Source organism: Maritimibacter sp. 55A14, assembly GCF_003122205.1.
Classification (GTDB): Bacteria; Pseudomonadota; Alphaproteobacteria; order Rhodobacterales; family Rhodobacteraceae; genus QEYE01.
The window spans coordinates 124,099-149,953 of sequence record NZ_QEYE01000009.1; the positions used below are offsets into that span (position 1 = coordinate 124,099).

At 67.7% G+C, this 25,855-nt stretch carries 27 protein-coding genes; 12 read left to right on the forward strand and 15 right to left on the reverse strand.

Translation table 11 applies throughout. The features are described 5' to 3' along the window. Positions 1-93: 93 nt before the first annotated feature. The 6 genes from DDZ14_RS09655 to DDZ14_RS09680 form a co-directional block, all read right to left on the reverse strand. Positions 94-390 carry a 4a-hydroxytetrahydrobiopterin dehydratase gene (locus DDZ14_RS09655; protein WP_109424758.1) on the reverse strand — a complete coding sequence of 99 codons (297 nt, stop codon included), beginning with the start codon at positions 388-390 and terminating at the stop codon, positions 94-96. Further along, on the reverse strand, positions 387-1,574 hold the full coding sequence (locus tag DDZ14_RS09660) for a GNAT family N-acetyltransferase (RefSeq protein WP_109424759.1): 1,188 nt from the start codon (positions 1,572-1,574) through the stop codon (positions 387-389). The genes DDZ14_RS09655 and DDZ14_RS09660 overlap by 4 nt, the downstream gene beginning before the upstream one ends. A gap of 50 nt (positions 1,575-1,624) precedes the next feature. Further along, positions 1,625-2,401, reverse strand: coding sequence for a glycerophosphodiester phosphodiesterase family protein (locus DDZ14_RS09665; protein WP_109424760.1), 777 nt, complete (start codon positions 2,399-2,401; stop codon positions 1,625-1,627). Further along, on the reverse strand, positions 2,398-2,865 hold the full coding sequence (locus tag DDZ14_RS09670; RefSeq protein ID WP_109424761.1) for a RidA family protein: 468 nt from the start codon (positions 2,863-2,865) through the stop codon (positions 2,398-2,400). Before DDZ14_RS09670 ends, DDZ14_RS09665 begins: the two co-directional genes overlap by 4 nt. A 68-nt stretch (positions 2,866-2,933) precedes the next feature. Beyond that, positions 2,934-4,235 carry an HlyD family type I secretion periplasmic adaptor subunit gene (locus tag DDZ14_RS09675; protein ID WP_109424762.1) on the reverse strand — a complete coding sequence of 434 codons (1,302 nt, stop codon included), beginning with the start codon at positions 4,233-4,235 and terminating at the stop codon, positions 2,934-2,936. Next, positions 4,232-5,929, reverse strand: coding sequence for a type I secretion system permease/ATPase (locus DDZ14_RS09680; protein WP_109424799.1), 1,698 nt, complete (start codon positions 5,927-5,929; stop codon positions 4,232-4,234). Before DDZ14_RS09680 ends, DDZ14_RS09675 begins: the two co-directional genes overlap by 4 nt. Positions 5,930-6,152: 223 nt before the next feature. Between DDZ14_RS09680 and DDZ14_RS09685 the strand changes: the two genes are divergently transcribed. The 3 genes from DDZ14_RS09685 to DDZ14_RS09695 all read left to right on the forward strand — a co-directional run bounded on the left by DDZ14_RS09685 (position 6,153) and on the right by DDZ14_RS09695 (position 8,432). Next, on the forward strand, positions 6,153-6,965 hold the full coding sequence (locus DDZ14_RS09685) for a VacJ family lipoprotein (RefSeq protein WP_109424763.1): 813 nt from the start codon (positions 6,153-6,155) through the stop codon (positions 6,963-6,965). A gap of 22 nt (positions 6,966-6,987) precedes the next feature. Beyond that, complete coding sequence (locus tag DDZ14_RS09690; protein WP_233252536.1) at positions 6,988-7,560, forward strand: phospholipid-binding protein MlaC; 573 nt, start codon at positions 6,988-6,990, stop codon at positions 7,558-7,560. Positions 7,561-7,631: 71 nt separating this feature from the next. Continuing rightward, positions 7,632-8,432, forward strand: a complete 801-nt coding sequence (locus tag DDZ14_RS09695) for a glycosyltransferase (protein WP_109424765.1) — start codon at positions 7,632-7,634, stop codon at positions 8,430-8,432. A 4-nt stretch (positions 8,433-8,436) separates the two neighbouring features. Here the strand turns inward: DDZ14_RS09695 and DDZ14_RS09700 are convergent, their stop codons facing one another. After that, entirely contained in the window at positions 8,437-10,584 is a 2,148-nt protein-coding gene (locus DDZ14_RS09700) for a transglycosylase domain-containing protein (protein ID WP_109424766.1), read from the reverse strand. Between the two features lie 262 nt (positions 10,585-10,846). Here DDZ14_RS09700 and DDZ14_RS09705 point away from each other — a divergent pair, with 262 nt between their 5' ends. Both DDZ14_RS09705 and DDZ14_RS09710 read left to right on the forward strand, forming a co-directional pair. Continuing rightward, positions 10,847-11,185, forward strand: a complete 339-nt coding sequence (locus tag DDZ14_RS09705; RefSeq protein WP_109424767.1) for a P-II family nitrogen regulator — start codon at positions 10,847-10,849, stop codon at positions 11,183-11,185. Positions 11,186-11,213: 28 nt separating this feature from the next. Continuing rightward, on the forward strand, positions 11,214-12,560 hold the full coding sequence (locus DDZ14_RS09710; protein WP_109424768.1) for an ammonium transporter: 1,347 nt from the start codon (positions 11,214-11,216) through the stop codon (positions 12,558-12,560). Between the two features lie 38 nt (positions 12,561-12,598). Here the strand turns inward: DDZ14_RS09710 and DDZ14_RS09715 are convergent, their stop codons facing one another. After that, entirely contained in the window at positions 12,599-13,480 is an 882-nt protein-coding gene (locus DDZ14_RS09715; RefSeq protein WP_109424769.1) for a LysR substrate-binding domain-containing protein, read from the reverse strand. Positions 13,481-13,599: 119 nt separating this feature from the next. Here DDZ14_RS09715 and DDZ14_RS09720 point away from each other — a divergent pair, with 119 nt between their 5' ends. The 4 genes from DDZ14_RS09720 to DDZ14_RS09735 all read left to right on the forward strand — a co-directional run bounded on the left by DDZ14_RS09720 (position 13,600) and on the right by DDZ14_RS09735 (position 18,605). Further along, complete coding sequence (locus DDZ14_RS09720; protein WP_109424800.1) at positions 13,600-14,355, forward strand: class II aldolase and adducin N-terminal domain-containing protein; 756 nt, start codon at positions 13,600-13,602, stop codon at positions 14,353-14,355. 21 nt (positions 14,356-14,376) lie between these two features. Next, complete coding sequence (locus DDZ14_RS09725; protein WP_109424770.1) at positions 14,377-15,537, forward strand: acyl-CoA dehydrogenase family protein; 1,161 nt, start codon at positions 14,377-14,379, stop codon at positions 15,535-15,537. A 246-nt stretch (positions 15,538-15,783) separates the two neighbouring features. Then, positions 15,784-17,823, forward strand: a complete 2,040-nt coding sequence (locus DDZ14_RS09730; RefSeq protein WP_109424771.1) for an acetate--CoA ligase family protein — start codon at positions 15,784-15,786, stop codon at positions 17,821-17,823. Then, positions 17,820-18,605, forward strand: a complete 786-nt coding sequence (locus tag DDZ14_RS09735; RefSeq protein WP_109424772.1) for a carnitinyl-CoA dehydratase — start codon at positions 17,820-17,822, stop codon at positions 18,603-18,605. The genes DDZ14_RS09730 and DDZ14_RS09735 overlap by 4 nt, the downstream gene beginning before the upstream one ends. Positions 18,606-18,610: 5 nt before the next feature. On the opposite strand, the gene DDZ14_RS09740 is transcribed toward DDZ14_RS09735, so the two are convergent. Beyond that, a complete protein-coding gene (locus DDZ14_RS09740) occupies positions 18,611-19,540 on the reverse strand; it encodes a DMT family transporter (protein ID WP_109424773.1) in 930 nt (309 codons plus the stop codon). A gap of 53 nt (positions 19,541-19,593) precedes the next feature. Between DDZ14_RS09740 and DDZ14_RS09745 the strand changes: the two genes are divergently transcribed. Together DDZ14_RS09745 and DDZ14_RS09750 are read left to right on the forward strand one after the other, a co-directional pair. Then, positions 19,594-20,121, forward strand: coding sequence for an Lrp/AsnC family transcriptional regulator (locus DDZ14_RS09745; protein ID WP_233252538.1), 528 nt, complete (start codon positions 19,594-19,596; stop codon positions 20,119-20,121). Between the two features lie 148 nt (positions 20,122-20,269). Further along, a complete protein-coding gene (locus DDZ14_RS09750; RefSeq protein WP_109424775.1) occupies positions 20,270-21,094 on the forward strand; it encodes an ATP-dependent Clp protease proteolytic subunit in 825 nt (274 codons plus the stop codon). Positions 21,095-21,104: 10 nt separating this feature from the next. Here the strand turns inward: DDZ14_RS09750 and DDZ14_RS09755 are convergent, their stop codons facing one another. After that, positions 21,105-21,731, reverse strand: a complete 627-nt coding sequence (locus DDZ14_RS09755; protein WP_109424776.1) for a class I SAM-dependent methyltransferase — start codon at positions 21,729-21,731, stop codon at positions 21,105-21,107. A gap of 17 nt (positions 21,732-21,748) precedes the next feature. Beyond that, positions 21,749-22,075 carry a hypothetical protein gene (locus DDZ14_RS09760; protein ID WP_109424777.1) on the reverse strand — a complete coding sequence of 109 codons (327 nt, stop codon included), beginning with the start codon at positions 22,073-22,075 and terminating at the stop codon, positions 21,749-21,751. Between the two features lie 107 nt (positions 22,076-22,182). Between DDZ14_RS09760 and DDZ14_RS09765 the strand changes: the two genes are divergently transcribed. Further along, positions 22,183-23,301 (forward strand): NAD(P)/FAD-dependent oxidoreductase, encoded by a 1,119-nt coding sequence (locus tag DDZ14_RS09765; protein ID WP_158275494.1) that lies wholly within the window; start codon positions 22,183-22,185, stop codon positions 23,299-23,301. Positions 23,302-23,578: 277 nt separating this feature from the next. On the opposite strand, the gene queF is transcribed toward DDZ14_RS09765, so the two are convergent. Genes queF through queC form a run of 4 tightly spaced genes read right to left on the reverse strand, consistent with a single transcriptional unit; the run spans position 23,579 to position 25,839 of the window. Further along, a complete protein-coding gene (queF, locus tag DDZ14_RS09770; RefSeq protein WP_109424779.1) occupies positions 23,579-24,046 on the reverse strand; it encodes a preQ(1) synthase in 468 nt (155 codons plus the stop codon). A 22-nt stretch (positions 24,047-24,068) separates the two neighbouring features. Continuing rightward, positions 24,069-24,788 (reverse strand): 7-carboxy-7-deazaguanine synthase QueE, encoded by a 720-nt coding sequence (queE, locus tag DDZ14_RS09775; RefSeq protein WP_199221326.1) that lies wholly within the window; start codon positions 24,786-24,788, stop codon positions 24,069-24,071. Further along, positions 24,785-25,141 carry a 6-carboxytetrahydropterin synthase QueD gene (gene queD / locus DDZ14_RS09780; protein WP_109424781.1) on the reverse strand — a complete coding sequence of 119 codons (357 nt, stop codon included), beginning with the start codon at positions 25,139-25,141 and terminating at the stop codon, positions 24,785-24,787. The genes queE and queD overlap by 4 nt, the downstream gene beginning before the upstream one ends. Then, positions 25,141-25,839: a 7-cyano-7-deazaguanine synthase QueC gene (gene queC / locus DDZ14_RS09785; protein WP_109424782.1), complete on the reverse strand. Its 699-nt coding sequence runs from the start codon at positions 25,837-25,839 to the stop codon at positions 25,141-25,143. The genes queD and queC overlap by 1 nt, the downstream gene beginning before the upstream one ends. Positions 25,840-25,855: the final 16 nt, after the last annotated feature.

Below are 25,855 nucleotides of genomic sequence, written 5' to 3' on the forward strand. Positions count from 1 at the left end.
CCGCCGGGCCGCACGGGCGCCCTTACACCGGCGCGGTGGGCCAAGTCTATGGGGCTTTCGGGTGTTTCTTCCCCGGAATTCCCCGGCCCGTTTCTATTCGGCCAGCTTGTCCATCTTGCGGGCGAGCTTGATGTCGAGCGGGCTCAGCCCGCCCACGTCATGGGTCGAGAGCGTCACCTCCACCGTCTTGTAGACGTTGAACCATTCCGGGTGGTGGTTCCATTTCTCGGCCCAGAGCGCGGCGCGCGTCATCCAGCCGAAGGCTTCGACGAAATTGGTGAAGGTGAAGCTCTTGGTGATCGCATCGCGGCCCTCGGCCATCTGCCAGCCGCTTTCCAGCAGCGGCTCCAGGTCGGTGCCCCGTTCGGTCTCGGTCAGTTTCTCGGTCATGTCTCCTCCGTCCGTGTCTTGCGGAACGGGCCATAGGCGGTGAGAACCTCGATCTCCTCGTCCACGGCGGCCCGTTCCGCTTCCAGATAGCGCTCGACCGCGTCGCTGAAGCCCGGATCGGCGATCCAGTGCAGCGAATGCGTGGTCACCGGCATGTAGCCCCGCGCCAGCTTGTGGGCGCCCTGCGCCCCAGCCTCCACGGTGGCGAGGCCCTGCGCGATGGCGAAGTCGATGGCCTGGTAGTAACAGGTTTCGAAATGCAGGCAGGGATGCTCCTCGACACATCCCCAGTAGCGGCCGTAGAGCGTGTCGCGGCCGATGAAGTTCAGCGCGCCCGCCACCTCGCGCCCGTCGCGTTCGGCCAGCACCAGCGCGATGTCGCCGCGCAGGCTCTCATGCGCGCGTTCGAAGAAGTCCCGCGTCAGATAGGGCATGCCCCATTTGCGCGCGCCGGTGTCCTGATAGAAGTTCCAGAACGCGTCCCAGTGCGCGGGGCGGATCGCGTCGCCGGTCAGCGTGCGGATCGTGCCGCCGAATGCCTGCGCGGTGCGGCGTTCCTTGCGGATCGCCTTGCGCTTGCGCGAGGCCAGCGTGGCGAGAAAGGCGTCGAAATCGCTGTAGCCGTCATTGCGCCAGTGAAACTGCTGGCCGGTGCGGTGCATCAGCCCCATCGCCCGGCCCGCCTCGGCCTCGGTTTCGGTGCAGAAGGTAACATGCAGCGATGAGAGCCGGTTTTCCGCGGCCAGTTGCACCGCGCCCTGCACCAGCGCGGCCTGTCCGGCGGTCTCGTATCCCGGCCGGGTCAGGAATCGGCGGCCGGTTGCGGGGGTGAAGGGCACCGCGCATTGCAGCTTGGGGTAATACCGCCCGCCCGCGCGTTCATAGGCATGCGCCCAGTTATGGTCGAAGACGTATTCGCCCTGGCTGTGGGTCTTGGCGTAAAGCGGCGCGACGGCGATGATTTGTCCCTCAGCGCGTGCGACCAGGTGATGCGGCCGCCAGCCGGTGCCCGCCCCGACCGAGCCGGACCTTTCCAGCGCGCTGAGGAAACGGTGCGTCGTGAACGGATCGTGCGGGCGGCCGCCATCCGCGGTCTCGGGGCAGGCGCAGGCGTCCCACTCCCCGGCGTCGATCGCGCCGAGCCCGGAGAGCACCGAGATCTCTATGCTGGTGTCGTCGCGCATGGCCTCCCGCCTCGTGGCATTCTCTTGAAATGGCGCCTCTCCCCGCGGGGTCAACCCGGCGGCAGCGCCGGGCGATAGCCTTCGAAGGTGATGTTGTGGGCGACCCGGCGCGCCTCGGCCTCGGTCTGCGGCGAGCGGACGGTCCAGCACAGGATGGCCGCGCCCGTCTTTTTCAGGGCAGCGACGCGCGGGCGCGCCAGGTCGGCAGCCTCATGCGAGATGAAGGTGGCCCCGACGCGGTCGAAATCCGGGATGCCGCGCAGCGCCGCGGCGCGCGCCACCGGCAGAAGGCGCCAGTCCTCGGGCCGGAAGGCCGATGTGGTCAGCCCGCGCGGCACATCAGGTGCGGCCGCTCCGAAGGCCGCGACCGCATAGGGGTTGAAGGACATCACCGCGGCCGGCCCGGCGTAGTTGCGAAGGTCGCGCGCCGCGGCGCGTTCCAGCGTCCCGGTATCGGGGCCCAGCGCGCCGTCCTGATCCTTGATCTCCACGAGCAGCGGCGCGCGCCCGGCGACCAGCGCCAGCACCTCGGCGAAGGTCGGGATCGTCTCCGTCCGCGCGCTGCCGGCCAGCGCGATGCGGCCCAGATCGAGCGCATCGCGCTGGCGCACCGGGCCGGTCTCACCCGTCAGCCGGTGCAGGGCGTAGTCGTGATAGACCACCGCCTGCCCGTCGCGCGAAAGCTGCAGGTCGATCTCGATGCCGTAGCCCGCGGCGATGGCCGCCTCGATTGCGGCGGGTGAATTCTCGATCACCCCCGCCGCGCGGTCGTGCAGCCCGCGATGGGCGAGCGGCAGCCGCAGGAAGGGGGCGGGTAGCGGCGTCATGCGCGGATCTGGAATATCCCGTCGATCTCCACCGCCACGCCAAGGGGCAGCGCCGCACAGCCGACGGCGGCGCGGGAATGCTTGCCGGCCTCGCCGAGCGCCTCGCCCATGAAATCCGACGCGCCGTTGATGACCTTGGGCTGGTCGGTGAAATCCGGCGTGCAGTTCACGAAGCCACCCAGCCGGACGACCCGTTCCAGCCGGTCCAGATCGCCGCCGCAGGCCGCCTTGACCTGCGCCAGCAGGTTGATCGCGCAGACCCGCGCCGCGGCCTGGCCTTCGTTTATCGTCATCGTGTCGCCCAGCTTGCCGGTGATCAGCGTGCCGTTGTCGACCGAGATCTGGCCGGAGACATGGACGAGATTGCCAGCCACCACGAAGGGTACGTAATTGGCGGCGGGGGCGGGGGCCTCAGGCAGGGTCACGCCCATCTCGGCCAGACGTGATTCGAATTTCGAGCTCATGCGCGCATCTCCCTTGTCGCTTTGCGGCGCAGGCTAACGCCGTCGCCTTGCCGGGGAAAGCCTCGATCTCAGGGCTCGCGGAAGGCCCGCGTGAAATAGTCCGTGAGCGGTCGGACGAGATAGGCCAACGGGCTGCGCTCGGCGGTGCTCAGGTAGGCCTCCACCGGCATTCCGGGGAGCGGGTCGATGCCGGAAAGCCGCGCCCACTCCCCTTCCAGCGGCATGATCTCGGCCCGGTAGAAGGCCCGCCCCGATGCGCTGTCGGTGAAGGCGTCGACGGAGAGTTTCGTGACCCGGCCGCGGAGTTCCGGACTGCGGCGGCCCCCGAGCGAGGGGAAGCGAAGGCGCACCTCCTGCCCGACACGCACCTCGTCCACATGCGCCGTCGCGATCTCGGCGGCGATGATGAGCGGGCGGTCCTGCGGCACGATCCGGAGCACGGTTTCCGCCGGGCGGATCACCGCGCCGGGCGAGGAAACGGTGAGCCCATGCACGAATCCCGCGGCCGGTGCGCGGATGTCGAGCCGCGACAGGCGGCCGGTCAGGGCGCGCCGGCGTTCGGCCAGTTCCATCTCCTGCGCGCGCAGGTCGCGCAGTTCGGCGATGGCGGCCTCGCGGCGGGTCGAACGCAGCTTCAGCACCTCCAGCGCGATCTCGGTCGCGCGGCCCTGCAACTCGGCGTCGGCGGCGGCGAGTTCGCCGTCGCGGCCCTCGAGCCGCGCCGCCTCGCGCCGCAGCGACAGCACGCGCGGCCGTTCCGCCAGGCCCTTGTCCAGAAGGGTTTGCTGGCCTGACAACTCCTCGCCGATCAGCTCAATCTGGGCCGCGAGCGCGCCGCGCTGCGCCGCCAGGCCGGCGCGCTGGCTGGCGATCTGGCCCTGTCGCTTGCCAAGCTGCGCGGTCTCTCGCGCCAGCGACAGCGCCCGCGCGGCGTGCAGCCGCCGCTGCCCGTCGATCATCTCGCGCAGGCCAGCCCGACGCGCCGCCTCCCCGCGGAGCGCCGCGTCGAACGCGACCGTAGGCCGACCGTCGCGTTCCGCCAGTAGCCGCCCGCGCCTTGCGGCCAGTTCGAAGAGCCAGTCCTCCACAATGGTCAGTTCGGATCTCATCTGGGTGGAGTCGAGCCGCAGAAGAAGCTGCCCCGCTTCGACGAAATCGCCCTCCTCGACCAGAATTCGGTCCGCAACCCCGCCATCGGGATGCTGGACGACCTGCCGGTTTCGCTCGACTTCCAAACGCCCCGGTGCGATCACCGCCCCGGCGATGCGGGCGCCCGCCGACCAGGCGCCGAAGCCGCCCAGAAGCGCCGCCATCGCAGCGAGGCCCAGCAGCAGCGGGGCGCGGGCGGGCCAGGTCCGGGCCACGTTCACGACGCGCCCGCCGCGCCGGCAGGCCAGGCCCCGCGCAGGTCATGCAGATTGCGCACCGTGCGTCCCAGCACCGCGTCGCGCGGGCCCTGCGTGCGCGCCGCGCCGCCCTCCAGCACTAGCAGGCGGTCGCATTCCTGGATCGCCGCCGGGCGGTGGGCCATGATGACGACCGCGCCGCCTGCCGCCTTCACCGCCCGGATCGCAGCGTTCAGCGCCTGCGATCCGTCATGGTCGAGGCTGGAATTCGGCTCGTCCAGGACCAGCACCGCCGGGTCGCCGAAAAGTGCCCGCGCCAGCGCGATTCGCTGGACCTCGCCGCCCGAGAGCCCCGCGCCCTGCGCCGAGAGCGGCGTGTCGTAGCCGGCGGGCAGGTGCAGGATCATCTCATGCGCCGCGGCCTTGCGTGCGGCCTTTACGATTTTTTCGGGGTCCGGGTCCGGTGCGAGCCGGGCGATGTTTTCGGCAATCGTGCCGTCGAAAAGCGTCACGCGCTGCGGCAGGTAGCCGATATGCCGGCCCAGATCGTCGGGCGCATACTGGTCCAGCGCGGCGCCATCGAGCCGCAGGCATCCCGAGGCAGGCTGCCAGACCCCCGCGATGGCGCGGGCCAGTGCCGTTTTCCCGGATCCGCTGGGGCCGATCACGCCCAGCGCCTGGCCGGGTTCCAGCCGGAAGCCAATCCCGTGCAGCACCGGCCGGGCGCCGCCGGGCGGCACCACCGTCAGGCCGGTGGCCTCCAGTCGGGCGCGGGGGGCGGACAGCGCGGTGCGCGGGGCGGCGGGGGGTGTCTCCGACAGGAGGGCGCAGAGCCGGGTCCAGCCGTCGCGGGCCGCCTGGATCAGCCGCCACTGGCCGAGGGTGACCTCCACCGGCGCCAGCGCCCGGCCCAGGATGACTGACGAGGCGATCATCGCGCCTGCCGACATCTCGCCCCGCAGCACCAGCAATGCGCCGAGCCCGAGGATCGCCGATTGCAGGAAGAGCCTCAGCGTCCGTGTTGCCACCGCGAAGCTGCCGGCGCGGTCGCTGGCGGCGATCCGGCGGGCCAGCGCGTCGTTACGCGCGTGGCTCCAGCGCGCGAAGGCGGCCCCCCGCATGCCCAGGCCGGTAACAGTCTCGGCCTCTGCGGCGACCCGGCCGGCGATGCGGTCCGCGGCGGCGCCCGCGGCGGCGGATTTGCCCATCGGGCCCGCCGTGGCCCACTGGTTGAGTGCCGCGAGCAGGATCAGACCCAGCGTGCCCGCTGTCGCCAGAAGTCCCAGCCAGGTGTGGAAAAGAAAGATCGCGGCCAGGAAGAACGGCGTCCAGGGCAGGTCGAAAAGCGCGGTGAGCGCCGGGGCGGTCAGCAGGCGCTGGACATCCTCCAGATCGCGCAGGCCGCCGCGCCCGCGATCCCGAGCCCCCGGAGCGGCCGCATCCATCTCGGCCGCGAAGACGCGGGCGTCGAGGCGCGACTGGAACCGCGCCCCGGCCCGCGCCATCACCCGGCCGCGGGCATGGTCCAGGAGCCCCATCATCAGGAACAGGAAGCCAGAGAGCATCGAGAGCGCGGCCAGCGTCTCCTCGGACCCGCTGGCGAGCACCCGGTCATAGACCTGGAGCATGTAGAGCGGCCCTGTCAGCATCAACAGATTGACGAAGACGCTGAAGACGAAGACCGCCGCGAAGAGCCGCGTGTTGCCCCACAGCGTCATGCGCAGTTCCGTTGCCCCGGTCCTGGCGTTCACTGGTTGCACCTCCGACCGCCCCTGAAATACCGCTGCCGTGGCCGAACCATGTCCTTTACGGGGCATGGTCCGGAAAACCGGCCATGACCAAGACACAAGTTCGTGGTTCTATGGCAATCCGGATTTGCACAGCTAATATATAGCGCCTATGAATAAATCGTTGACTATCGCTGGGACAGGTGAAGCAAGTATGACCAGTTCGAAACTCCGTGCGCTAGCCTTGCTTTGCCTGTGCTCCGCGGCGGTCGCAAGCTGCGGCCCGGCGGAAATCCCGACAGGCATCCACGATCCGATGGAAGAACGGAACCGCGGCGCGCACGAGTTCAACAAGGAGGTGGACAAGGCGTTCATCGACCCTGCGGCGCGTGGCTACGACACCATCACGCCCGAACCGGTTCAGGAGGGTATCAACAATTTCGCCGACAATCTCGACGTGCCGATGGACGTGGTCAACCAGGTGCTGCAACTGCGCATCGGGCGGGCGTTGAAGAACACCGCGCGCTTCGCGATCAACTCGACCGTGGGCATCGTCGGGATTTTCGACGTGGCGCGCAAGATGGGGATCGAGCAGGACGACACCGATTTCGGCGAGACGCTGCATGTCTGGGGTGTGCGCGAAGGCCGCTATGTGGAAGCCACCTTCATCGGCCCCACCACCAGCCGCGACATGGCCGGGATTTTCGTCGACCTCGCTGCCAATCCGATCCGCTGGGTCGTCGGCTCGCCGGAGCGGTTCCTCGATATCGGGGCGGATGTCGGTTCGGCACTGAGCACACGCAGTAAGCGCAGAGATTTGATCGACTCGATTTTATATGAAAGTGCAGATAGTTACGCACAGGCACGGATGATCTACCTGCAGAATCGCAGATTCAAGCTTCGCGGTGGTAAATCCGGTGATTATATCGACCCGTATGCGAATTCCGAGGAGTCTCAAAATGCATCAGCCGCGCAGGATGGAACGGACCCGTACAGCGATCCCTACAGCGACCCCTACAGCGAATAGACCCGGCCGCCGCGCGGTCGTGATGGGCCTCGCGGCGGGCATCACCGGGATCGCCCTGCCGTTGCACGCACAGGCCCTGACGCTGAACGAGGCGCGCGAATTGATCAGCCGGCTCGTGGCCGACATAAACTCGGTCATCAATTCCGGCGCGCGCGAACAGGCCATGTACAGGCGCTTCGAGGGCATTCTCCAGAAATATGCCGATGTGCCGATCATCGCGCGCAGCGCGCTGGGCGTGGAGTGGCGGTCGATCGACAACAGTCAGCGCCGCGCGTTCACAGAGGCATTCCAGGGCTACCTGTCGCGCAAATACGGCAAGCGCTTCCGCGAGTTCATCGGCGGGGAGATCCGCGTGCAGGACACCCGCAAGGTCAAGAGCTTCTACGAGGTCGTCTCGGTCGCGGATCTGCGCGGCGAGGCACCTTTCGAGGTACTCTGGCATGTCTCCGACAAGAGCGGAAAGCCCAAGATGTTCAACCTCTATATCGAGGGGATCAACATGCTGGCGACGGAACGCACGGAAATCGGCGCCATGCTCGACAAGCGCGGCGGCAATGTCGATGCGTTGATCCAGGATCTCCGGACGGCGGGATAATTCCCGCCGGGGTTGATGGGCGGATCCAGACGTGGTTATCGTGTCGCTGACAGGGTTTTAGCGGTGCGTGCATGGCCGAGCTTCCAAGAATTGTGATCTGCACCCGGTTTTCCTTCTGGGGCAAATCCGGTTGGAAGAGCGAGTTTTCCGAAGACCCCGGCCAGCTTTTCGACCGCGACAGGCTGGAGGCACGGCTGGCGCTGCTCGAACTGGTGGCGCTGGCCTCGCTCAAGGGCCAGTCGTCGCAGAATTTCGATCTTTTCCTGCTGACCAGCGAACGCCTGCCCGACTGGGCGCGCGAGCGACTGGAGGCGATCTGCGCCGCCGCCCTGCCGACAGAGCGCTTCAAGATCGTGCAGGCGGGGTTCTCGCCCGCCCGGCGCTGGCTGGCGCGCTGGATGAAGCGGGTCCATGGCGACGCGCCGGTCGCGCAGGTCGTGCTGGACGACGATGACGGGCTGGCCTCGGATTACGTGGAGACGCTCGAGACCCTGCTGGCCGAACGCCGCGACGCGGGTGGGCTGAAGGTGGAGGCGCTGCCGCATTTCGTGACTTTCCCGCGGGGTTACGGGCTGGATCTGGAAAGCCAGCCGCCACGCCTGCTGAAACACAATTACCGTTTCATCAATCTGGGGCTAACGATGATCGGGCGCGCGCAGGACAAGAACATTTTCGCGATCAGCCACCGCACGGCGCCCAAGCGGTTCGGCTTCACCGAATTCGCGGAGCGGCGCATGTTCGTCCGCTCGGTGCATGGGCTCAACGATTCCCGCGTCACCGTGAACGAGAAATGGGACGAGGTGCCGGACTGGGACGAAGACGCGGAAATCCGCGCGCGGTTCGCCTTCCTCCTGCCGATGCGGGAGTGCTGAGCGGTCAGTTCCGGCGCCCGAAGATCGCGCCCAGAACCTCGTCGAGAATGCTCTGTTCCACGCCGCGGCGGATCCGCCTTTCGGTGCGCGGCGCGCGCATGCCGGGCGTGGCCTCGGCCACCGGGTCGATCATCGGCAGGGGGCGAGGCTCCAGCCCTTCATGCACGCGGATCATCGTCTCGCGCCAGATCTCCGCTGGCAGACCGCCGCCGGTCACGCCTGTCAGCGGCGAGTTGTCGTCATAGCCCATCCAGACACCGGCCACGTAATCGGCGGTAAAGCCTACGAACCAGGCATCGCGGGCGGCCTGGGTGGTGCCGGTCTTGCCAGCTGTGAGCCGGTCGGGCAGCGCGGCGCGCCGGCCGGTCCCGGCTTCTGTGACGCGGCTCATCATGTAGGTGAGCTGTCGCGCCGCACTGGTCGAGATCACGCGTTCGCCCACGCCGCCCTCGATCTGCATCAGCGGCTCGCGCTCGCCCTGCAGGCGCAGGCTCGTCATGCCGTAGGGCTTGACCGAGCTGCCGCCGTTCAGGATGCCGGCGAAGGCGCCGGTCATCTGCATCAGCGTCGTCTCCGATGTGCCAAGCGCCAGCGCCGCGCCCGACGCGAGATCCGTCTGGATGCCGAAATCCGTGGCGACCTTGCGCACGTTCTCGCGCCCCACGGCCTCCGAAACCTTGACGGCGACGGTGTTGATGGATTGCGCCAGGGCGTCGGTCAGCCGCATCTCGCCGCGGAACTTTCCGTCATAGTTGCGCGGCGACCATTCGCCGGAGCCGGGAATGTCCAGCGTCACGGGTTCGTCCACCACGACGCTGTCGAACCGGAAACCGAGATCGAGTGCGGCGGCATAGACGAAGGGCTTGAAGGCCGAGCCGGTCTGACGCTTCGCCTGTGTGGCGCGGTTGAAAAGCCCGGAGGCCCGCATCTGCCTCCCGCCCACGACCGCGCGCACCGCGCCGTCGGCTGACATCACCACGACGGCCGCCTGCGCCTCGGACTCGTCGCGCACCTTCTCGTCGAAGACCTTCTGCACCGCCTCCTCCGCCGCGCGCTGAAGCCGCGGGTCGAAGGTGGTGCGGATGACCACGTCTTCGGTCGTGTCGCGGGTCAGGAAATCGGGACCTTCCTCCATCACCCAATCGGCGAAGTAACCTCCCATTTCGGCGCGAGCGGCATCCGACAGGCCGGCGGGGTTCTCGCGCGCCGCCGCTGCGGACTGCGCCGAGAGATAACCCTGTTGCTGCATCAGCGACAGGACCACCGCGGCGCGGTTGCGGGCGCGTTCCATGTTGCTGGTCGGCGCGTAATAGGAGGGCGCGACCAGCAGCCCGGCCAGCATCGCCGCCTCGGCCGGGCGGACGCTGGCTGCGGATTTGCCGAAATAACGCTGGCTCGCGGCCTCGAAACCGCGCGCCCCCGCGCCCAGGTAAGCGCGGTTGAGGTAGATGCTCAGGATCTCGTCCTTGGTGTATTTCGCCTCCATCGCCAGTGCGAAGGGCACTTCCTTGATCTTGCGCCAAAGCGTCGTGCGGCGGCAGTCGCTTTCATACTCCGCCTCGTTCTTCCAATCCTCCGGGTCGTAGGCCACGCCGAGGCAAAGCAGCTTGGCGACCTGCTGCGTGATGGTGGAGCCGCCATGACCCGACAGCGGGCCGCGCCCCTCGCTCAGGTTGATTCGGATCGCGCCGGCGATGCCGCGCGGGCTGATGCCGAAATGCCGGTAGAAGCGCTTGTCCTCGGTGGCGACCACGGCATTTTTCAGATGCTCGGAAACGGTGCCGGCGGTCACCGCGCCGCCGAACATGTCGCCGCGCCAGGCGAAGGGTTCGCCGTCGCGGTCGAGCAGCGTGACCGACCCGCGCGTGCGCCCGTCCACCAGGTCGAACGCCTTGGGTGGAAGTTGCAGGTAGAAGAAGAAAGTGGCGCCCGCGAGCACCATCGCCAGGATTGCGGCGCTGCGCCAACCGATGCCCCAGAGCAGCCGGAAGACCAGCCGCAGGAAGCTGCGCATCACCCGCACCAGCCAGGAGCGGCGCTTGGCGGGGCGCTTCGCGGCACGGCGCTTGGCTGGCGCGGCCTTGCGGGCTTTCGGGCGCGTCGTTCTGCGATCCGCCACAAGGTGCGGACGCTTCCTGCCGTTTCCACTCATTCTGCTGTCACCTGCGCGGGTTTTATCGTTGCGTCCTGAATAGCGGCTTCATTCCCGAAAGTGGAGAGCAGACAGGCCGCTGCGCCGATTTCGATTTGCCTAATTTTTAATCATAAGGTGAAAGTTGTGCAAAAAATGTGCAATATGCCCTGGAAAATGGCGCCCCACCCCATGGCTGAACCTTGTCATTCTGCGCTGCGGCATCCCTGATCCCCCCATCTGATCCACGCAGGACCGCCTGCACCATCGAGGGGATGACTACGTGAAACTCATCATAGCAGCGATTAAGCCGTTCAAGCTGGAGGAGGTGCGCGAGGCGCTCACATCCATCGGCGTGCGCGGCATGATGGTTACGGAAATCAAGGGATTCGGCGCTCAGTCGGGGCATACCGAGATCTATCGCGGCGCCGAATACGCCGTGAATTTCGTGCCCAAGGTCAAGCTGGAGATCGCCGTTTCCGCGGCAATGGCCGATCAGGTCGTCGCCACGATTCGCGATACCGCGCGGACCGACAAGATCGGCGACGGCAAGATCTTCGTTCTCGACCTGCAACAGGCCGTGCGCGTGCGCACCGGCGAAACCGACGAGGACGCGCTCTGAGCGCACGAGGGGAAATAAGGAAATGACAATGAACCGCTATATTCAACCGGGCACGATCACCGCGGGCCTTGCCGCCGCGGCGCTTACCTTGGTGCCATCGCTGGCGTTTGCACAGGATGCGGCGACGCCGGGTTTTGACGAGATCGGCCCTTATATCATGACGACACTGCTGTTTTGCATGGCAGGCTTCCTCGTCTTTTTCATGGCCGCCGGGTTCGCAATGCTCGAAGGCGGGCTTGTGCGTTCGAAGAACGTCACGATGCAGATGACCAAGAACATTGCGCTCTACTCTTTTGCCGCGATCATGTACTGGCTGATCGGCTTTAACCTGATGTATCCGGGCGACGCGTGGATCATGGCCGGCTGGGTCGGTCCGTTCTTCTCGCAGACCGTGCTGGACCCTGTGGGTGTGGGCGCGGCGGATGCGGCGCTTGACTACGCCTCGGTCGGGTCTGACTTCTTCTTCCAACTGGTGTTCGTTGCTGCCACCGCATCGATCGTGTCGGGTGCGCTGGCCGAACGCATCAAGCTGTGGCCGTTCCTGGTATTCGTGATCCTTCTGACCGGTGTCATGTACCCGATCTCGGGCTCGTGGCAGTGGGGTGGCGGCTGGCTGTCCGAGGCTGGTTTCTCGGACTTTGCCGGGTCGACTGTTGTGCACTCGGTGGGTGGCTGGGCCGCTCTGGCCGGTGCCATCGTGCTGGGCCCGCGTATCGGCAAGTACGGCAAGGATGGCAAGGTGCACCCGATCCCGGGTTCGAACCTGGCGCTTGCAACCCTGGGTACGTTCATCCTGTGGCTGGGTTGGTTTGGCTTCAATGGCGGCTCGCAGCTGGCCATGGGCACCGTGGGCGACGTCTCGGACGTAAGCCGCATCTTTGCCAACACCAACATGGCCGCCGCTTCCGGTTCCGTGACCGCCCTGATCCTGACGCAGGTGATGTACAAGAAGCCCGACCTGACGATGGTGCTGAACGGCGCGCTGGCGGGTCTGGTTTCGATCACCGCCGAGCCGCTGGCCCCCACTCTGTTCGGATCGTTGTGGATCGGTGCAGTGGGTGGTCTGATCGTGGTCCTCGCCGTGCCGATGCTGGACAAGTTCAAGATCGACGACGTGGTCGGCGCTGTGCCAGTGCACCTGTTTGCCGGTATCTGGGGCACGATAGCCGTGGTCTTCTACAACGGTGACGCCAGCCTTGGCACCCAACTGATGGGTATCATCGCCTTCGGTGTCTTCACCTTCGTTGGCAGCCTGGCTCTCTGGTTCATCCTGAAAACCGTGATGGGCATCCGCGTGGACGAGGAGACCGAGATCAACGGCCTCGACATGGTGGAGTTGGGCATGGAAGCCTATCCCGAATTCTCGAAAGGCTGAGTACCTCTTCCATATGCCTGGCGAGGGGAGGCCCCGGATCAAGGTCCGGGGCCTTTCATTTCCGCCCGCAGCCAGTCGGTGAAGGCGATCACCGCAGGTGAGGCCGAGGCCCGGTCGGGGGCAATCAGGAAATAGCTCTCCTCCATCTCCCCGGCATGAGTGAAGGGCCGCACCAGCCGCCCGGTTTCCAGCTTGTGCCGCGCCACCGTGTCATGGGCCAGCGCCACGCCGGCGCCGGCTTCCGCCGCGGCCAGTGTCAGCGCATAGGTGGAGGCATAGCTCACCCTTCTGCCGCGCGGAAACTCAAGCCCCTGGCCCGCGAACCAGCCTTCCCAGCCGCAGAGCATGTCGGCGCAGTCGAAGAGCGGCACCTCGCCCAGACGGTCCAGTTCCACCGCGAAGCCCGGCGCGGCAACCGGGTAGTAGCGGTCGCGCGTCAGTCGCTCCGCCCGCACGCCCTCGCCGGGCGTCCGGCCCAGCCGTATCTCCACATCGGCACGCGCGGCGGTCCGCTCCGGCTCCCATATCGCGGTGGTTATGTTGAGCCGCAGCCAGGGATGCGCCGCCATCAGCCGCGGCAGGCGCGGCGCGAGCCAGAGTACCGAGAAACCCATGTTCGCCTGCACCTGAAGAAGCTGCCCGGCCTCCGGCCCGGCAATGGCGCGGGTGCCGTGCGCCAGCGTGGCGAAGGCTTCCTGCACCGCCGGCAAATAGGCCTTGCCCGCCTCGGTCAGTTCCAGCCGCCGCGGCCGGCGGTGGAAGAGCAGCCGGCCCAGATGGGCCTCCAGCGTCTTGATCTGTTGGCTGACTGCGGATTGCGTCATGTTCAGCTCCGCCGCCGCCCCGGTGAAGGACAGGTGCCGGGCCGAGGCCTCGAAGGCGCGCAGCCAGTTGAGCGGGGGCAGGTCGGTGCGGGCCATGTTTCACCATAAGAAGATCATTAGTTCAACTTATACATAGCCCTTGAATTTTTCGTTGGTAAAGCCCCGCCGTGCGTGTCTTGCTTCGCGACAAGGAGATGGAGGTTCTCATGGTCGCGATGCAAGAAGCCGCCGCCCGCCCGAACATGGATCACTGGCCGGAACGGGTGGAACTGGCCGCCGCCTTCCGCTGGACCGCGCGCCTGAACATGCACGAGGCGGTGGCGAACCATTTCTCGCTCTCGGTGAACGCTGATGGCACGCGCTTCCTGATGAACCCCAACCAGGTGCATTTCAGCCGCATCCGCGCTTCGGACCTCCTCCTGATCGACGCCAACGATCCCGGGACGCTGGATGGCCCCGACGCGCCGGACCCCACCGCCTGGGGGCTGCATGGCGGGCTCCACCGGCACTGTCCGCAAGCCCGCTGCGCGATGCATGTCCATTCCACCTTCGCGACCGTCCTGGCCAGCCTGGCCGACAGCCGCCTGCCGCCGATCGACCAGAACAGCGCCACCTTCTTCAACCGTTACGTCATCGACGAGGATTATGGCGGCCTGGCCTTCGAGGAGGAAGGCGCGCGCTGCGCGCGGCTCTTCACCGACCCGCGCCAGAGGGTGATGATCATGGGCAATCACGGGGTCATGGTGATCGGCGATACCGTGGCCGAGACTTTCAACCGGATGTTCTATTTCGAACGCGCCGCCGAGACCTATATCCGCGCGTTACAGACCGGCCAGCCGCTGCGCGTGCTCTCCGACGAGATCGCCGAGAAGACCGCACGCGAGCTTGAAACCTATCCCGAGCAGGACAAGCGCCACCTGGCGGAGCTCAAGGCGATCCTGGACGCCGAGGGTTCCGACTACGCCACCTGACCCGCCGCAGACGAGGCCCCGATGCAATATGGTCTGACAGAAGAGCAGGAGATGATCGCCGCCACGGTGCGCAGCTTCGTGGAGAAGGAGATCTACCCCCATGAGGAGCAGGTCGAGCGCACCGGCGAGGTGCCGGCCGAGATCGCCGAACGCATCCGGCGCAAGACGCTCGATCTGGGATTTTACGCCTGCAACTTCCCGCAAAGTGTCGGCTGCGCCGGGCTGAGCCACCTGGAGTTCGCGCTGGTGGAGCGCGAGTTGGGGCGCGGCTCGATGGCACTCACGCATTTCTTCGGGCGGCCGCAGAATATCCTGATGGCCTGCACGGGCGATCAGGTGGAGCGCTACCTGATGCCCGCCGTGCAGGGCGAGAGGATGGACGCACTCGCCATGACCGAACCGGGCGCCGGGTCCGACATACGATCCATGACATGCAGTGCCCGGCGGCAGGGCGGCGACTGGGTGGTGAACGGCACCAAGCATTTCATCTCGGGCGCCGATCACGCGGATTTCGTGATCGTCTTCCTGGCCACGGGCGCGGATCAGACGCCGAAGGGCCCCAAGAAACGCATCACCGCCTTCCTGGTCGACCGCGGCACGCCGGGCTTCACCATCCGGCCGGGCTACCGGTCGGTCAGCCATCGCGGCTACAAGAACATGGTGCTGGAGTTTGACGATTGCCGCCTCTCCGACGCCCAGGTGCTGGGGCAGGTCGATGGCGGATTCGCGGTGATGAACGAATGGCTCTATGCGACGCGGATCACCGTGGCGGCGATGGCCGTGGGCCGGGCGCGACGGGCCTTCGACCTGGCACTGGGCTATGCCGCGGAGCGCGAGCAGTTCGGCCAGAAGATCGGGCGGTTCCAAGGCGTGGGCTTCCAGATCGCCGACATGATCACCGAGATTGATGCGGCCGACCTGATGACGCTCGCCGCCGCCGACCGGCTGGACAAGGGCCTGCCCGCCAACCGCGAGATCGCGAGCGCCAAGCTCTACGCCTCGGAGATGCTGGCGCGAGTGACAGACGCCGCGATCCAGATCCATGGTGGCATGGGGCTGATGGACGACCTGCCACTGGAGCGGTTCTGGCGTGACGCGCGGGTGGAGCGGATTTGGGACGGCACATCGGAGATTCAGCGCCACATCATCGGCCGCGAACTGCTGCGGCCGCTGGGAGCCTGAGGCGATGCGCGCACCAGAGAGTTTTCTTGCCTCCGGCGGGGATATTTGGAGCAAGAAGAAATGGGGGACCCGCAGGGGATCCCCCATCGGAGGGGCATGGCCCTTTCTCCTTGCACGGTCATCGGCGTCCCCGCCTGTACCGTGCCCCGAGCCTCGCGCAATGTCGTTAAGGCGCGGTTACCGGCCATTCTTCTTGCCAGAAATATCCCCGCCGGAGGCGGAAAGGCCCGCCCCAGGCGGCCAGGCATGACGCGGGATCTCTCGCGCCTCCTGCGGCCGCGCAGCATCGCCGTCATCGGCGGCGGCGCCTGGGGGCGCGCCGTGGTCTCGCAAACCCTGCGCATGGGGTTTTCGGGCGCGGTCTGGCCCGTGCATCCGAGTGCGGCGGAGATCGGCGGTCTGCGGGCCCATACCGATCTGGCGGCGCTTCCCGGCGTGCCCGACGCGGTCTTCATCGGCGTCAACCGGCATGCCACGGTCGAACTGGTGGCGGAGCTTGCGGCGATGGGAGCGGGCGGGGCGGTCTGTTTCGCCTCCGGCTTCCGCGAGGCGGCGGCGGAGGATGGCAGCGGCGGCGACCTGCAGCAGGCGCTCTGCCGGGCGGCTGGCGACATGCCGGTTCTGGGGCCGAACTGCTACGGCTTCATCAACGGGCTCGATGGCGCGCTGCTCTGGCCCGATCAGCATGGCGTCGCGCCCTGCGCGCGCGGCGTGGCGATCGTCACGCAATCCTCGAATATCGCAATCAACCTGACCATGCAGTCCCGCGCCCTGCCGCTGGCCTATGTGGTGACGGCCGGCAATCAGGCGCAGACCGGCATCGCCGCGATCGGGGCGGGGCTTCTCGATGATCCGCGGGTCACGGCGCTCGGCCTGCATATCGAGGGGTTCGGGGACCTTGGCGGGTTCGAGGCGCTGGCGGAGAAAGCGCGCGCGCTGGGCAAGCCGGTGGTGGCGCTCAAGATCGGACGCTCCGCGCAGGCGCAGGCGGCGGCGGTATCGCACACCGCCTCCATGACGGGGGGCGAGGCTGGCGCGCGGGCGTTGCTGGAGCGGCTGGGCATCGCACGGGTGGCAAGCCTGCCGGAGCTTCTGGAGACGCTGAAGCTTCTGCATGTGACCGGGCCGCTGACCTCGGGCGATTTGGGTTCGATCTCCTGCTCGGGGGGCGAGGCGAGCCTGGTCGCCGACACTGCGCACGGGCGCGGGGTGCGCTTTCCGCCCCTGACCGCGGCGCAGCGGGCGGAGCTGCGCGCGGCGCTGGGGCCGATGGTCGCGCTGGCCAATCCGCTCGACTACCACACCTATATCTGGCGTGACACCGAGGCGATGACGCGCGCCTGGGCGGCGATGATGGCTCCGCATCTGGCACTGACGCTGATCGTGCTGGACTATCCGCGCGCTGACCGCGCCGATCCGTCGGACTGGGAATGCGCCACCGCGGCGGCGCTGGCCGCGAAGGCCCGCACGGGCGCCAATGTCGCCGTGGTCGCGACCCTGCCCGAGCTTTTGCCCGAAGCGGTCGCACGGCGGTTCATGGAGGGCGGGGTGGTGCCGCTCAACGGGCTGTCCGAGGCGATCGCGGCGGCCGAGGCGGCGGCCTTCATCGGTACCGCCCCGCTGCCCGAGCCGCCGCTTCTGCCGCCGCCGCCGTCGGCGCCCTCGACGCGGATCCTTGGCGAGGCTGCGGCCAAGGCGGCGCTGGCGGCGCATGGTCTTGAGGTGCCGCGGGGGGCGACCGCATCAGGACGAGACGCGGCGGCGCGCGCGGCGGTCCGGCTGGGCGGGCAGGTGGCGCTGAAGGGCGCGGGTCCGGCCCACAAGACCGAGGCCGGGGCTGTGGCCTTGAACCTCGCCGGCGAAAAGGCGGTACACCGCGCCGCCGCTTCGATGCCGGTGGAGGAGTTCCTGGTGGAGGAGATGATCGGCGGCGCGGTCGCGGAGCTTCTCGTCGGCGTGGTCAAGGATCCGGCGCATGGTTTCGTACTGACGCTGGCCGCGGGCGGCACGCTGACCGAGTTGATGGCCGACAGCGCCGCGCTGCTGGTGCCCGCATCCGACGCGGCGATTCTGCGGGCGCTGGATGGCCTGCGCATCGCCCGCCTGCTGGACGGCTATCGCGGCGCGCCGGCCGCAGACCGCTCCGCGATCCTCGCGGCGATCCGCGCCGTCCAGTCCTACGTGGTTGAAAATGCCGACCGCGTCGAGGAAGTTGAGATCAATCCGCTGATCTGCACCCCGGCGCGGGCCGTGGCGGCAGATGCACTCATCTGGGAGGCGACATGACCGACAGTGCAGTGAAGACCCGCCGCGAGGGCGCGATCCTGGAGGTTACACTCGACCGGCCCAAGGCCAATGCGATCGATCTGAAGACCAGCCGCATCATGGGCGAGGTGTTCCGCGAGTTCCGCGATGACGCGGAGCTGCGCGTGGCGATCCTGACCGGCGGGGGGGAGAAGTTCTTCTGCCCCGGATGGGATCTGAAGGCCGCGGCCGAGGGTGACGCGGTGGACGGCGACTACGGCGTCGGCGGCTTCGGCGGATTGCAGGAGTTGCGCGGGATGAACAAGCCGGTCATCGCGGCGGTCAACGGCATCGCCTGCGGCGGCGGGCTGGAACTGGCGCTTTCGGCCGATATCATCCTGGCGGCCGAGCATGTCACCTTCGCGCTGCCCGAAATCCGATCCGGCACGGTGGCCGACGCGGCGAGCGTGAAGCTGCCCAAGCGCATCCCCTATCACATCGCGATGGAGCTGCTCTTGACCGGGCGCTGGTTCGACGTGGCCGAGGCGCATCGCTGGGGGCTGGTCAACGAGATCGTGCCGGGCGCGGAGCTGATGGAGCGGGCCTGGGAACAGGCGCGGCTGCTCGCCGCCGGACCGCCGCTGGTTCATGCCGCGATCAAGGAGATCGTGCGCGACGCGGAGGACGCGAAATTCCAGGACGCGATGAACCGGATCACCCGGCGCCAGCTTGCCACGGTCGACAGGCTCTATTCCTCGGAGGACCAGCTTGAGGGCGCGCGCGCCTTCGCCGAGAAGCGCGATCCGGTCTGGAAGGGGCGATAGCGCGCTCAAGGCTCTGACGGCCTGTGGATGGCAACCCCGGTCATCACGAGCACCACGCCGAGCATGTCGCCCGCACCGGGTATTTGCCCAAGGACGATCACACCGATGATCGTCGCGGTCGCGGGCAGCAGCGCCAGCAGGAAAGCGAAGCTGGCGCGCGGCAGGCGCGACATGGCAAGCTGATCGCAGACATAGGGGATCACCGACGAGCAGATGCCCACGCCGATCCCGGCCAGTACCAGCAGCGGCGCGCCAAAGGCGTCGAGCGCCTGAATGAACCCGACCGGCATGACGAAGAGGAACGCGGCCGTCATCGCGGCCCCGAGCCGTTCGATGCCGCCCGACGCCCCGCCTTGGGAAATCCGGTGCCCGAGAATGATGTAGAGAACGAAGAGCCCCCCGTTGAGCGCGGCCCAGAAGAGACCGAGCAGATCCGATGCAAGCGCCGGCCCACCCGCGCCGAGAAGCGCGCCCATGTCGATCAGAAGCGTCACGCCGATGACGGCGAGCGCCAGGGCCAGGAGGTTCCGCCCTGTCCTCAGACCCCAGAGCGCGACGCCGATCGTGCCGATGAACTCGATGGCCGCGACAAGCGCGATCGGCAGCCGGTCGAGCGCCAGGTAGAAGGCGCTGTTCATCGCCGCGAGGCAGGCCCCGAGGGCGAGCAGTAGCGCGCGCTCCCGATATGTGGCGTTGCGGAAGGTTCGCCAGGGCCGTGTGACCGGAGCGAAGACGAGCGCCGCCGTGGCGATGCGGAACCACGCGACGCCCAAAACTCCGACCGCAGGGAAGAGCAGCACAGCGAAGGACGGGCCCAGATAGTGGAACACCGCGGAGACGCCGAACCAGGCCTGCGGCGGCACAGCCGCGGCGGTGCGGGACATGACGCCGGGCGGGGCGGGGATGGCTGGATCGGAAGGGGCTTGATTGGACATGCCTGCATGATGCAAGGTTGAACGGCCTTAATATATGGACGATGGATGGGATCGTGAAAGAATATCGTTCTCAGAAGAAGGTAAATGAGGCGCCACGCCTTCGAACCGAAGCTTCAAATCTGGACCCCATTGATGCGGCGATCATCCGCGAACTCCGGGCCGACGCCCGAATCGCGCGGGCAGAACTGGCGCGCCGGGTCGGTCTTTCTGCACCCAGCGTCGGGGAGCGGGTCCGGCGGCTGGAGGATACCGGCGTCATCACAGGCTACGCGGCCCGGATCGACCCTGCGCGCCTCGGCTACGGGCTCACGGTCCTGATCCGGGCGCGGCCCTTGCCCGGCGAGATGGGCAACATGATCGCGGCCATCCGCGAGACGCCGCAGATCGTCATGTGCGAAAGGGTGTCGGGCGATGATTGCTTCGTGGCCCGCGCCCATGTCCGCGACGTGGCCGAAATGGAGGCGGTCATAGACCGGCTCGTGCCGTTCGGGGCGACGAACTCCTCCGTGGTGCAGTCCATGCCGGTCCCGCCGCGGCTGGTCGAGTTGCGCAACCAGACCACGCGGCGGGGCCTCGGGTGACGCGTATGGGCACCGGGTTGTGCAACGGGCCGGATGTCGGGGTTCCCTTCGTCGCCTTGATGCGCGAGGGACGAGAAGGCAGTTCGTGCCTGCTTTCCCCCGCACCCCGCCCGTGATTTAATCGTCTTTCGCAGCCGGAGCCTCGCGCATGTCCTTTCTCGACCTCATCTGGGTCTTCATCCTGATCACCGCCCTGCAGCCGGTCATCCGTCAGAAGCTGCTGGAGTTCCAGCGTCTGCGGATGATCGACGGGTTGCAGAAATCACGCGGCAGCCGTGTGATCCTGATGGTCCACCGGCAGGAGACGATGCGCCTGCTGGGTTTCCCGCTGATGCGCTATATCGACGTGCACGATTCCGAGCAGGTCCTTCGCGCCATTCACATGACCGACGACGATGTGCCGCTCGACATCGTGCTGCACACGCCCGGCGGGCTCGTGCTGGCGGCGGTGCAGATCGCGCGCGCGCTCCAGGACCATCCGGCCAAGGTCACGGTCTTCATCCCGCATCACGCCATGTCGGGCGGCACGCTCATCGCGCTGGCCGCCGACGAGGTGGTGATGTGCGCGCAATCGGTTCTGGGCCCAGTCGACCCGCAACTCGGCCAATGGCCGGTCGCGTCGATCCTGCGCGCCGTGGAACAGAAACCGATGGGCGAGATCGACGACGAGACGTTGATCCGGGCGGATATGGGCCGCAAGGCGCTGGCGCAAGTGCAGGCCGCGGCGACGGGTCTGCTGGCCAAGCACATGGAGCGCGGCCGCGCCGCGGAACTGGCCGAGAAATTGTCGAGCGGCGTCTGGACCCATGACTACCCGATCTCGGCGGGCGAGGCGCGGCAGTTGGGCCTGCCGGTCGTCACCGAGATGCCTGAGGACATCCAGAAGCTCATGACGCTCTATCCGCAACCGCTGCGGCAGAGCGGCGGCGTGGAATACCTGCCGATCCCGAGGGAAGGCGAGAAGCGCGGCTGAGCCTGCCCTCTCAGCCCTTGCGGAACCGCGCGATCAGCGCGCGGTCGCCGCGATGCGCGGGATCGGCGCGCGGGCCGTAGATTGCGGTCTCGAAATAGACCAGATCGACGAGGGCGGGACCCAGAACCTCCAGCGCCGCGCCGAAGCCCTGCGCGATGAATGCCTCGGCATTGATGGCAAGCACGAAGAGTGCGTCGGGACGGGCCACGCGCAGCAACTCGCCCAGCGCCTCCGGCCCGACATGGCCGTGGGTGAAGGTGCCCGCGCTGACCACGCCGCCAAAGCTTTCGTCGGCAATGGGCAGCGTCCCGGTCAGATCGCCCGCGATGGTCTTGCGGTAGAGCCCCTTGGCCGCGGCCATCTCCAGCATCTCCTCCGAGATGTCGAGCGCGTCGAGCGCATAGCCCTCCAGGTGTTCGCCCACCAGCCCGGTTCCCGCGCCCGCGTCGAGGACCGGCGCGTCGCGCCCGCCCGCCGCATCGGTGAAGGCGCGTGCCACGGCGGCGGGCAGGCGATAATCCATTCCGGCGGCAAATTCGCTGTCATAGCTGCCTGCCCAGTCGCGGTAGAGCCGGACAGAATCCTCCGGTGTCTTGAGCCCATAGGCGTCGTCCAGTCCGATTTTCCGTTCCGTCATGGGCGTGTCCCCTTGTGTCAGATGCCCAGCTCGATCGCCTCGGCCACCTCGACGGTGCCGCCATGATCCAGCATCGGGCAGCCGCGCGCCATCTTGAGCGCGGTGTCGAAATCGGGCGCCTCCACCACCGTATAGCCCGAGACCGGGTTCGGTCCGCCATCCTCGGCCACGCCGGCGGAGGTCACGATCCGCGAGCCGCCCAGCGGATTGCCGCGATCGAGGACCGAGGCGCCCAGGCTCTCGAACCAGTCGAACCAGTCCGCCCAGGCAGCCTTCTCGCGGCTGCGTTCCTCCGGCGCGTCGGGCATTCTGCCACCGTGATAGGCGAAGACGTATTTCGGCATCTCTGACCCTCTTGCGATTGCGGTGGCCGGCGGATGGCCACGGGATACAGACCGGGCTAATGTGGCCCGAGCGCAGGGCAACCTGCAAGGCCGATCCGGGGGAACGGATGCGCGCAATCGTCATAGGGGCGGGCCCGGCGGGGCTTGCCAGCGCCGTCTGCCTGCACCGTGCGGGGCTGGAGGTGACGGTGCTGGAACGCAGCGGGCGGATCGGTTCCGCCTGGCACCGGCATTACGACCGGCTGCACCTGCATACGCCGCGCGGGCGCTCGCATCTGCCCTATCTGCCGATGCCGCGCGACTGGCCGCGCTACCCGTCGCGCGAACAGGTCATCGCCTATCTGCAGGACTACGCCGCACGGTTTGACATCGCCCCGGTTTTCGGGGCCGACGTGTCGTCGGTGGCGCGCGACGATGACGGCTGCTGGCTGGTGCGCCACGCCAAGGGGCGGGAACGGGCCGGGATCGTGGTCTTCGCCACCGGCATGGCCGGCCGTCCGCACCGTCCCGACTGGCCGGGACTGGAGGCGTTTCCGGGTTCCGTCGTCCATTCCTCGGACTACCGCAACCCCGCGCCATTCGCGGGCCAGCGGGTGCTGGTCGTGGGGTTTGGCAACTCCGGCGGCGAGATAGCGCTCGACCTGGCCGAGGCCGGTTGTCCTGCGGGCATCGTGGTGCGCGGCCCCGTGAACCTGTTGCCCAGGGAGTTGCTGGGCGTGCCGATCCTGTCCTTCGGGCTGCTGCAGAAAATCCTTCCCTACCGGATGGCCGACGCGATCACCGCGCCTGTGCTGCGGCTGGCGCTGGGGGATTACGCGCGCTACGGGCTGCGGAAGGCGGACAAGGGGCCGGTCGCGCAGGTGCGCGAGGACGGGCGCATCCCGCTGATCGACATCGGCACGCTGGCGAAGATACGCGCGGGGGAAATCACCGTGCATCCCAGCATTGAGCGCATCGCGGGCCGCGCGGTCCGCTTCGCGGACGGCTCAAGCGCAGAGTATGACGCGATCGTCCTGGCCACAGGCTTCGAGGTCGATCTGCGGCCGATCCTGGGCGACATGCCCGAGGTTCTGGACAATCGCGGCCGCCCGCGCGTCTCGGGCGGGCCGAGTGGGGCGGAAGGGCTCTATTTCTGCTCCTACAAACCGTCGAGCGAGGGCCAGATCCGCGCGATGGGTTATGAGGCGCAGGTCATCGCCGAGGACGTGGCGCGGGGTCTGGCCTAGTCCGGCCTCATCTGATGCGCGTCTCTCTGCCTTGAGTGGAAATGCGTAAGGTGCCCTCGCGCGGAGCAAGGGCGAAGCCCGGCGCGCGAACGCCAGCACCGCGCCGACGGGCTGGCGATGTGGTGACGCCCGCGCACAGTCTCGATCCAGTGCGCATGTGGCCGGATAATGCGCACTGCATACACGCCTGATCGCCGTCCCGGGGTCTGGCCACCGCGCGGATCGTCACCGAACGCGCCGACGACCTCAAATCGGTCCAGCTGTTCCGAACGTGGCGCTAACCGCGGCCGCGATAGGGCGCGACGCCGGTCTCCGGTATCCAGACCCCGTCGGGCGCGGGCCCGGTCTGGTAGAAGACGTCGATCGGGATGCCGCCGCGTGGGTACCAGTAGCCGCCGATGCGCAGCCATTGCGGGGCCAGCGTCTCGGCCAGGCGCTTGCCGATGGAGACGGTGCAATCCTCGTGAAAGGCGCCGTGGTTGCGGAAACTGCCGAGATAGAGCTTCAGCGACTTGCTCTCCACCAGCCAGTCGCCGGGGATGTAGTCGATCACCAGATGCGCGAAATCCGGCTGCCCGGTGAGCGGGCAGAGCGAGGTAAACTCCGGCGCGGTGAAGCGCACCGTATAGGCCGTGCCCGCCTGCGGGTTCGGCACCCGCTCAAGCACGGCCTCGTCGGGGGATGCGGGCAACTCGGTCTTTGCGCCCAGTTGCGTGAGATCGGCATAGATGTCTTCGCGTGCCATTCCGGCCTCCTTGCTGCGCGGCTCAGACGCCGCGCCTGTTGCCCCAGAGCATGACATGAAGCTGCGGCAGGATGCGCGGCGCGAACCAGCCATCCGCCAGGCAGCGCTCCATCAGCCAAGTCATGCGGTCGGTGATCCCGTCGAGGTCGAGCGGCCCGTCCTCGGCCCCAGCCGGCGGCGGGGTGTGATTTCCAGGTTGCAGATAGAGCGGCAGGCCGGGATATCGTGCCGCCGCCTCCCGCGCCCAGAGGTAATCGGCCTCGTCGAAGATGACGATCTTGAGCACGCATTCCGCATCGCCCGCGCGCGCCAGGCAGTCGTCGAACCGGGCCCAGTCCACGTCCTCGCCCGAGGAGGGCGGCTTGGGGCTCAGCACCAGCATGTCGAGCGAGGCGAACCAGTCCTGCGCGACCGATCCCTGGGTCTCCATCGCGAAGCGGTAGCCTTCGGCCTTCCCGTTCGCGATCAGCGGGCCAAAATCCTGGATCGCCGGGTTGCCGCCCGACAGCGTCACGGTCAACGGGCGGCCGCCGGAAAGCCTGCGCACCTCCGCCCAGACCGCGCCGGTCTCCATCGCCGCCCAGTCCTGGCGGAAGCGGCTTTCCACGGCGTGCAGGCTGTCGCACCAGGTGCAGCGGTAATCGCAGCCCCCGGCGCGCACGAAGACTGTCGGCGCCCCGATCAGCGCACCCTCGCCCTGGATCGTGGGGCCAAAGATCTCGGCGATCCGCAGGCGGGTCATGGCCGGTACTCGGCCCATGTCTTGGGCGTTTCGCTGATGCGCATGGCGGTGACCTGCGGCCAGCGCGCCCGCGCCCAGTCGAAGAGCCGGCGTGCCAGCCATTCCGATGTCACGCCGTCATGGCCGAACACCTCGTTGAGATGCCGGTGATCAAGCGTCTCGTCGATATACCGCTTCAGCGGTTCGAGCGCCCGGTAGTCGATGACGAAGCCGTTCTCGTCGAGCGTCTCGGCCGAAAGCTCCACCTCGGCGATGTAGTTGTGCCCGTGGAGCCGCGCGCAGGGGTGATCCTCGGGCAGCCCGACAAGCTGATGCGCGGCGGAGAAGTGGAATTGCTTGGTGATCCGGTACATCACGCGCCCTCCGCCGCCGTGGCCGCGCGCCAGAAGTCCGGATCGGCATAGTCCGTCGGGTCCGGCACGCCGGCCAGGTGGAAGGCTTCGCGCCGCTCCACGCAGGTGCCGCAGCGCCCGCAATGGCGCGCGCCGCCCTTGTAGCACGACCAGGTCTCGGCAAAGGGCGTGCCGTGCCGGGCCCCTTCGGTGACGATGGCCGATTTGGGAAGATGCACGAAGGGCGTGTAGAGCCGGATATCCGCGTATCCCTCCAGCGCCGCGCGCTGCATCGTCTCGAAGGCGTCGATGAAACCGGGGCGGCAGTCGGGATAGATGAAATGGTCCCCGCCATGTACCGCAGCGGCCACAGCATCGGCCCCGCGCGCCGCGGCGATGCCGAAGGCGACAGCCAGCATGATCGCGTTGCGGTTCGGCACCACGGTCACTTTCATCGTCTCTTCGGCGTAATGGCCGTCGGGCACGTCGAGATCGTCGGTCAGCGCCGAGCCCGAGAGATGCGCGCCGATCGCGCGCATGTCGATCAGCTCGAACCCCGTGCCCAGCCGGTCCGCCGCGCGGGCGGCGAAGTCCAGCTCCTTGCGGTGCCGCTGGCCGTAATCGAAGGAGATCAGGCCGGCGAGTTCCTGTTCGGCGGCCACCTTGTGGGCGAGCGATACGGAATCCAGCCCGCCCGAGCAGATCACGAGTGTCTTCATCGTCTGGTCCTTGTTT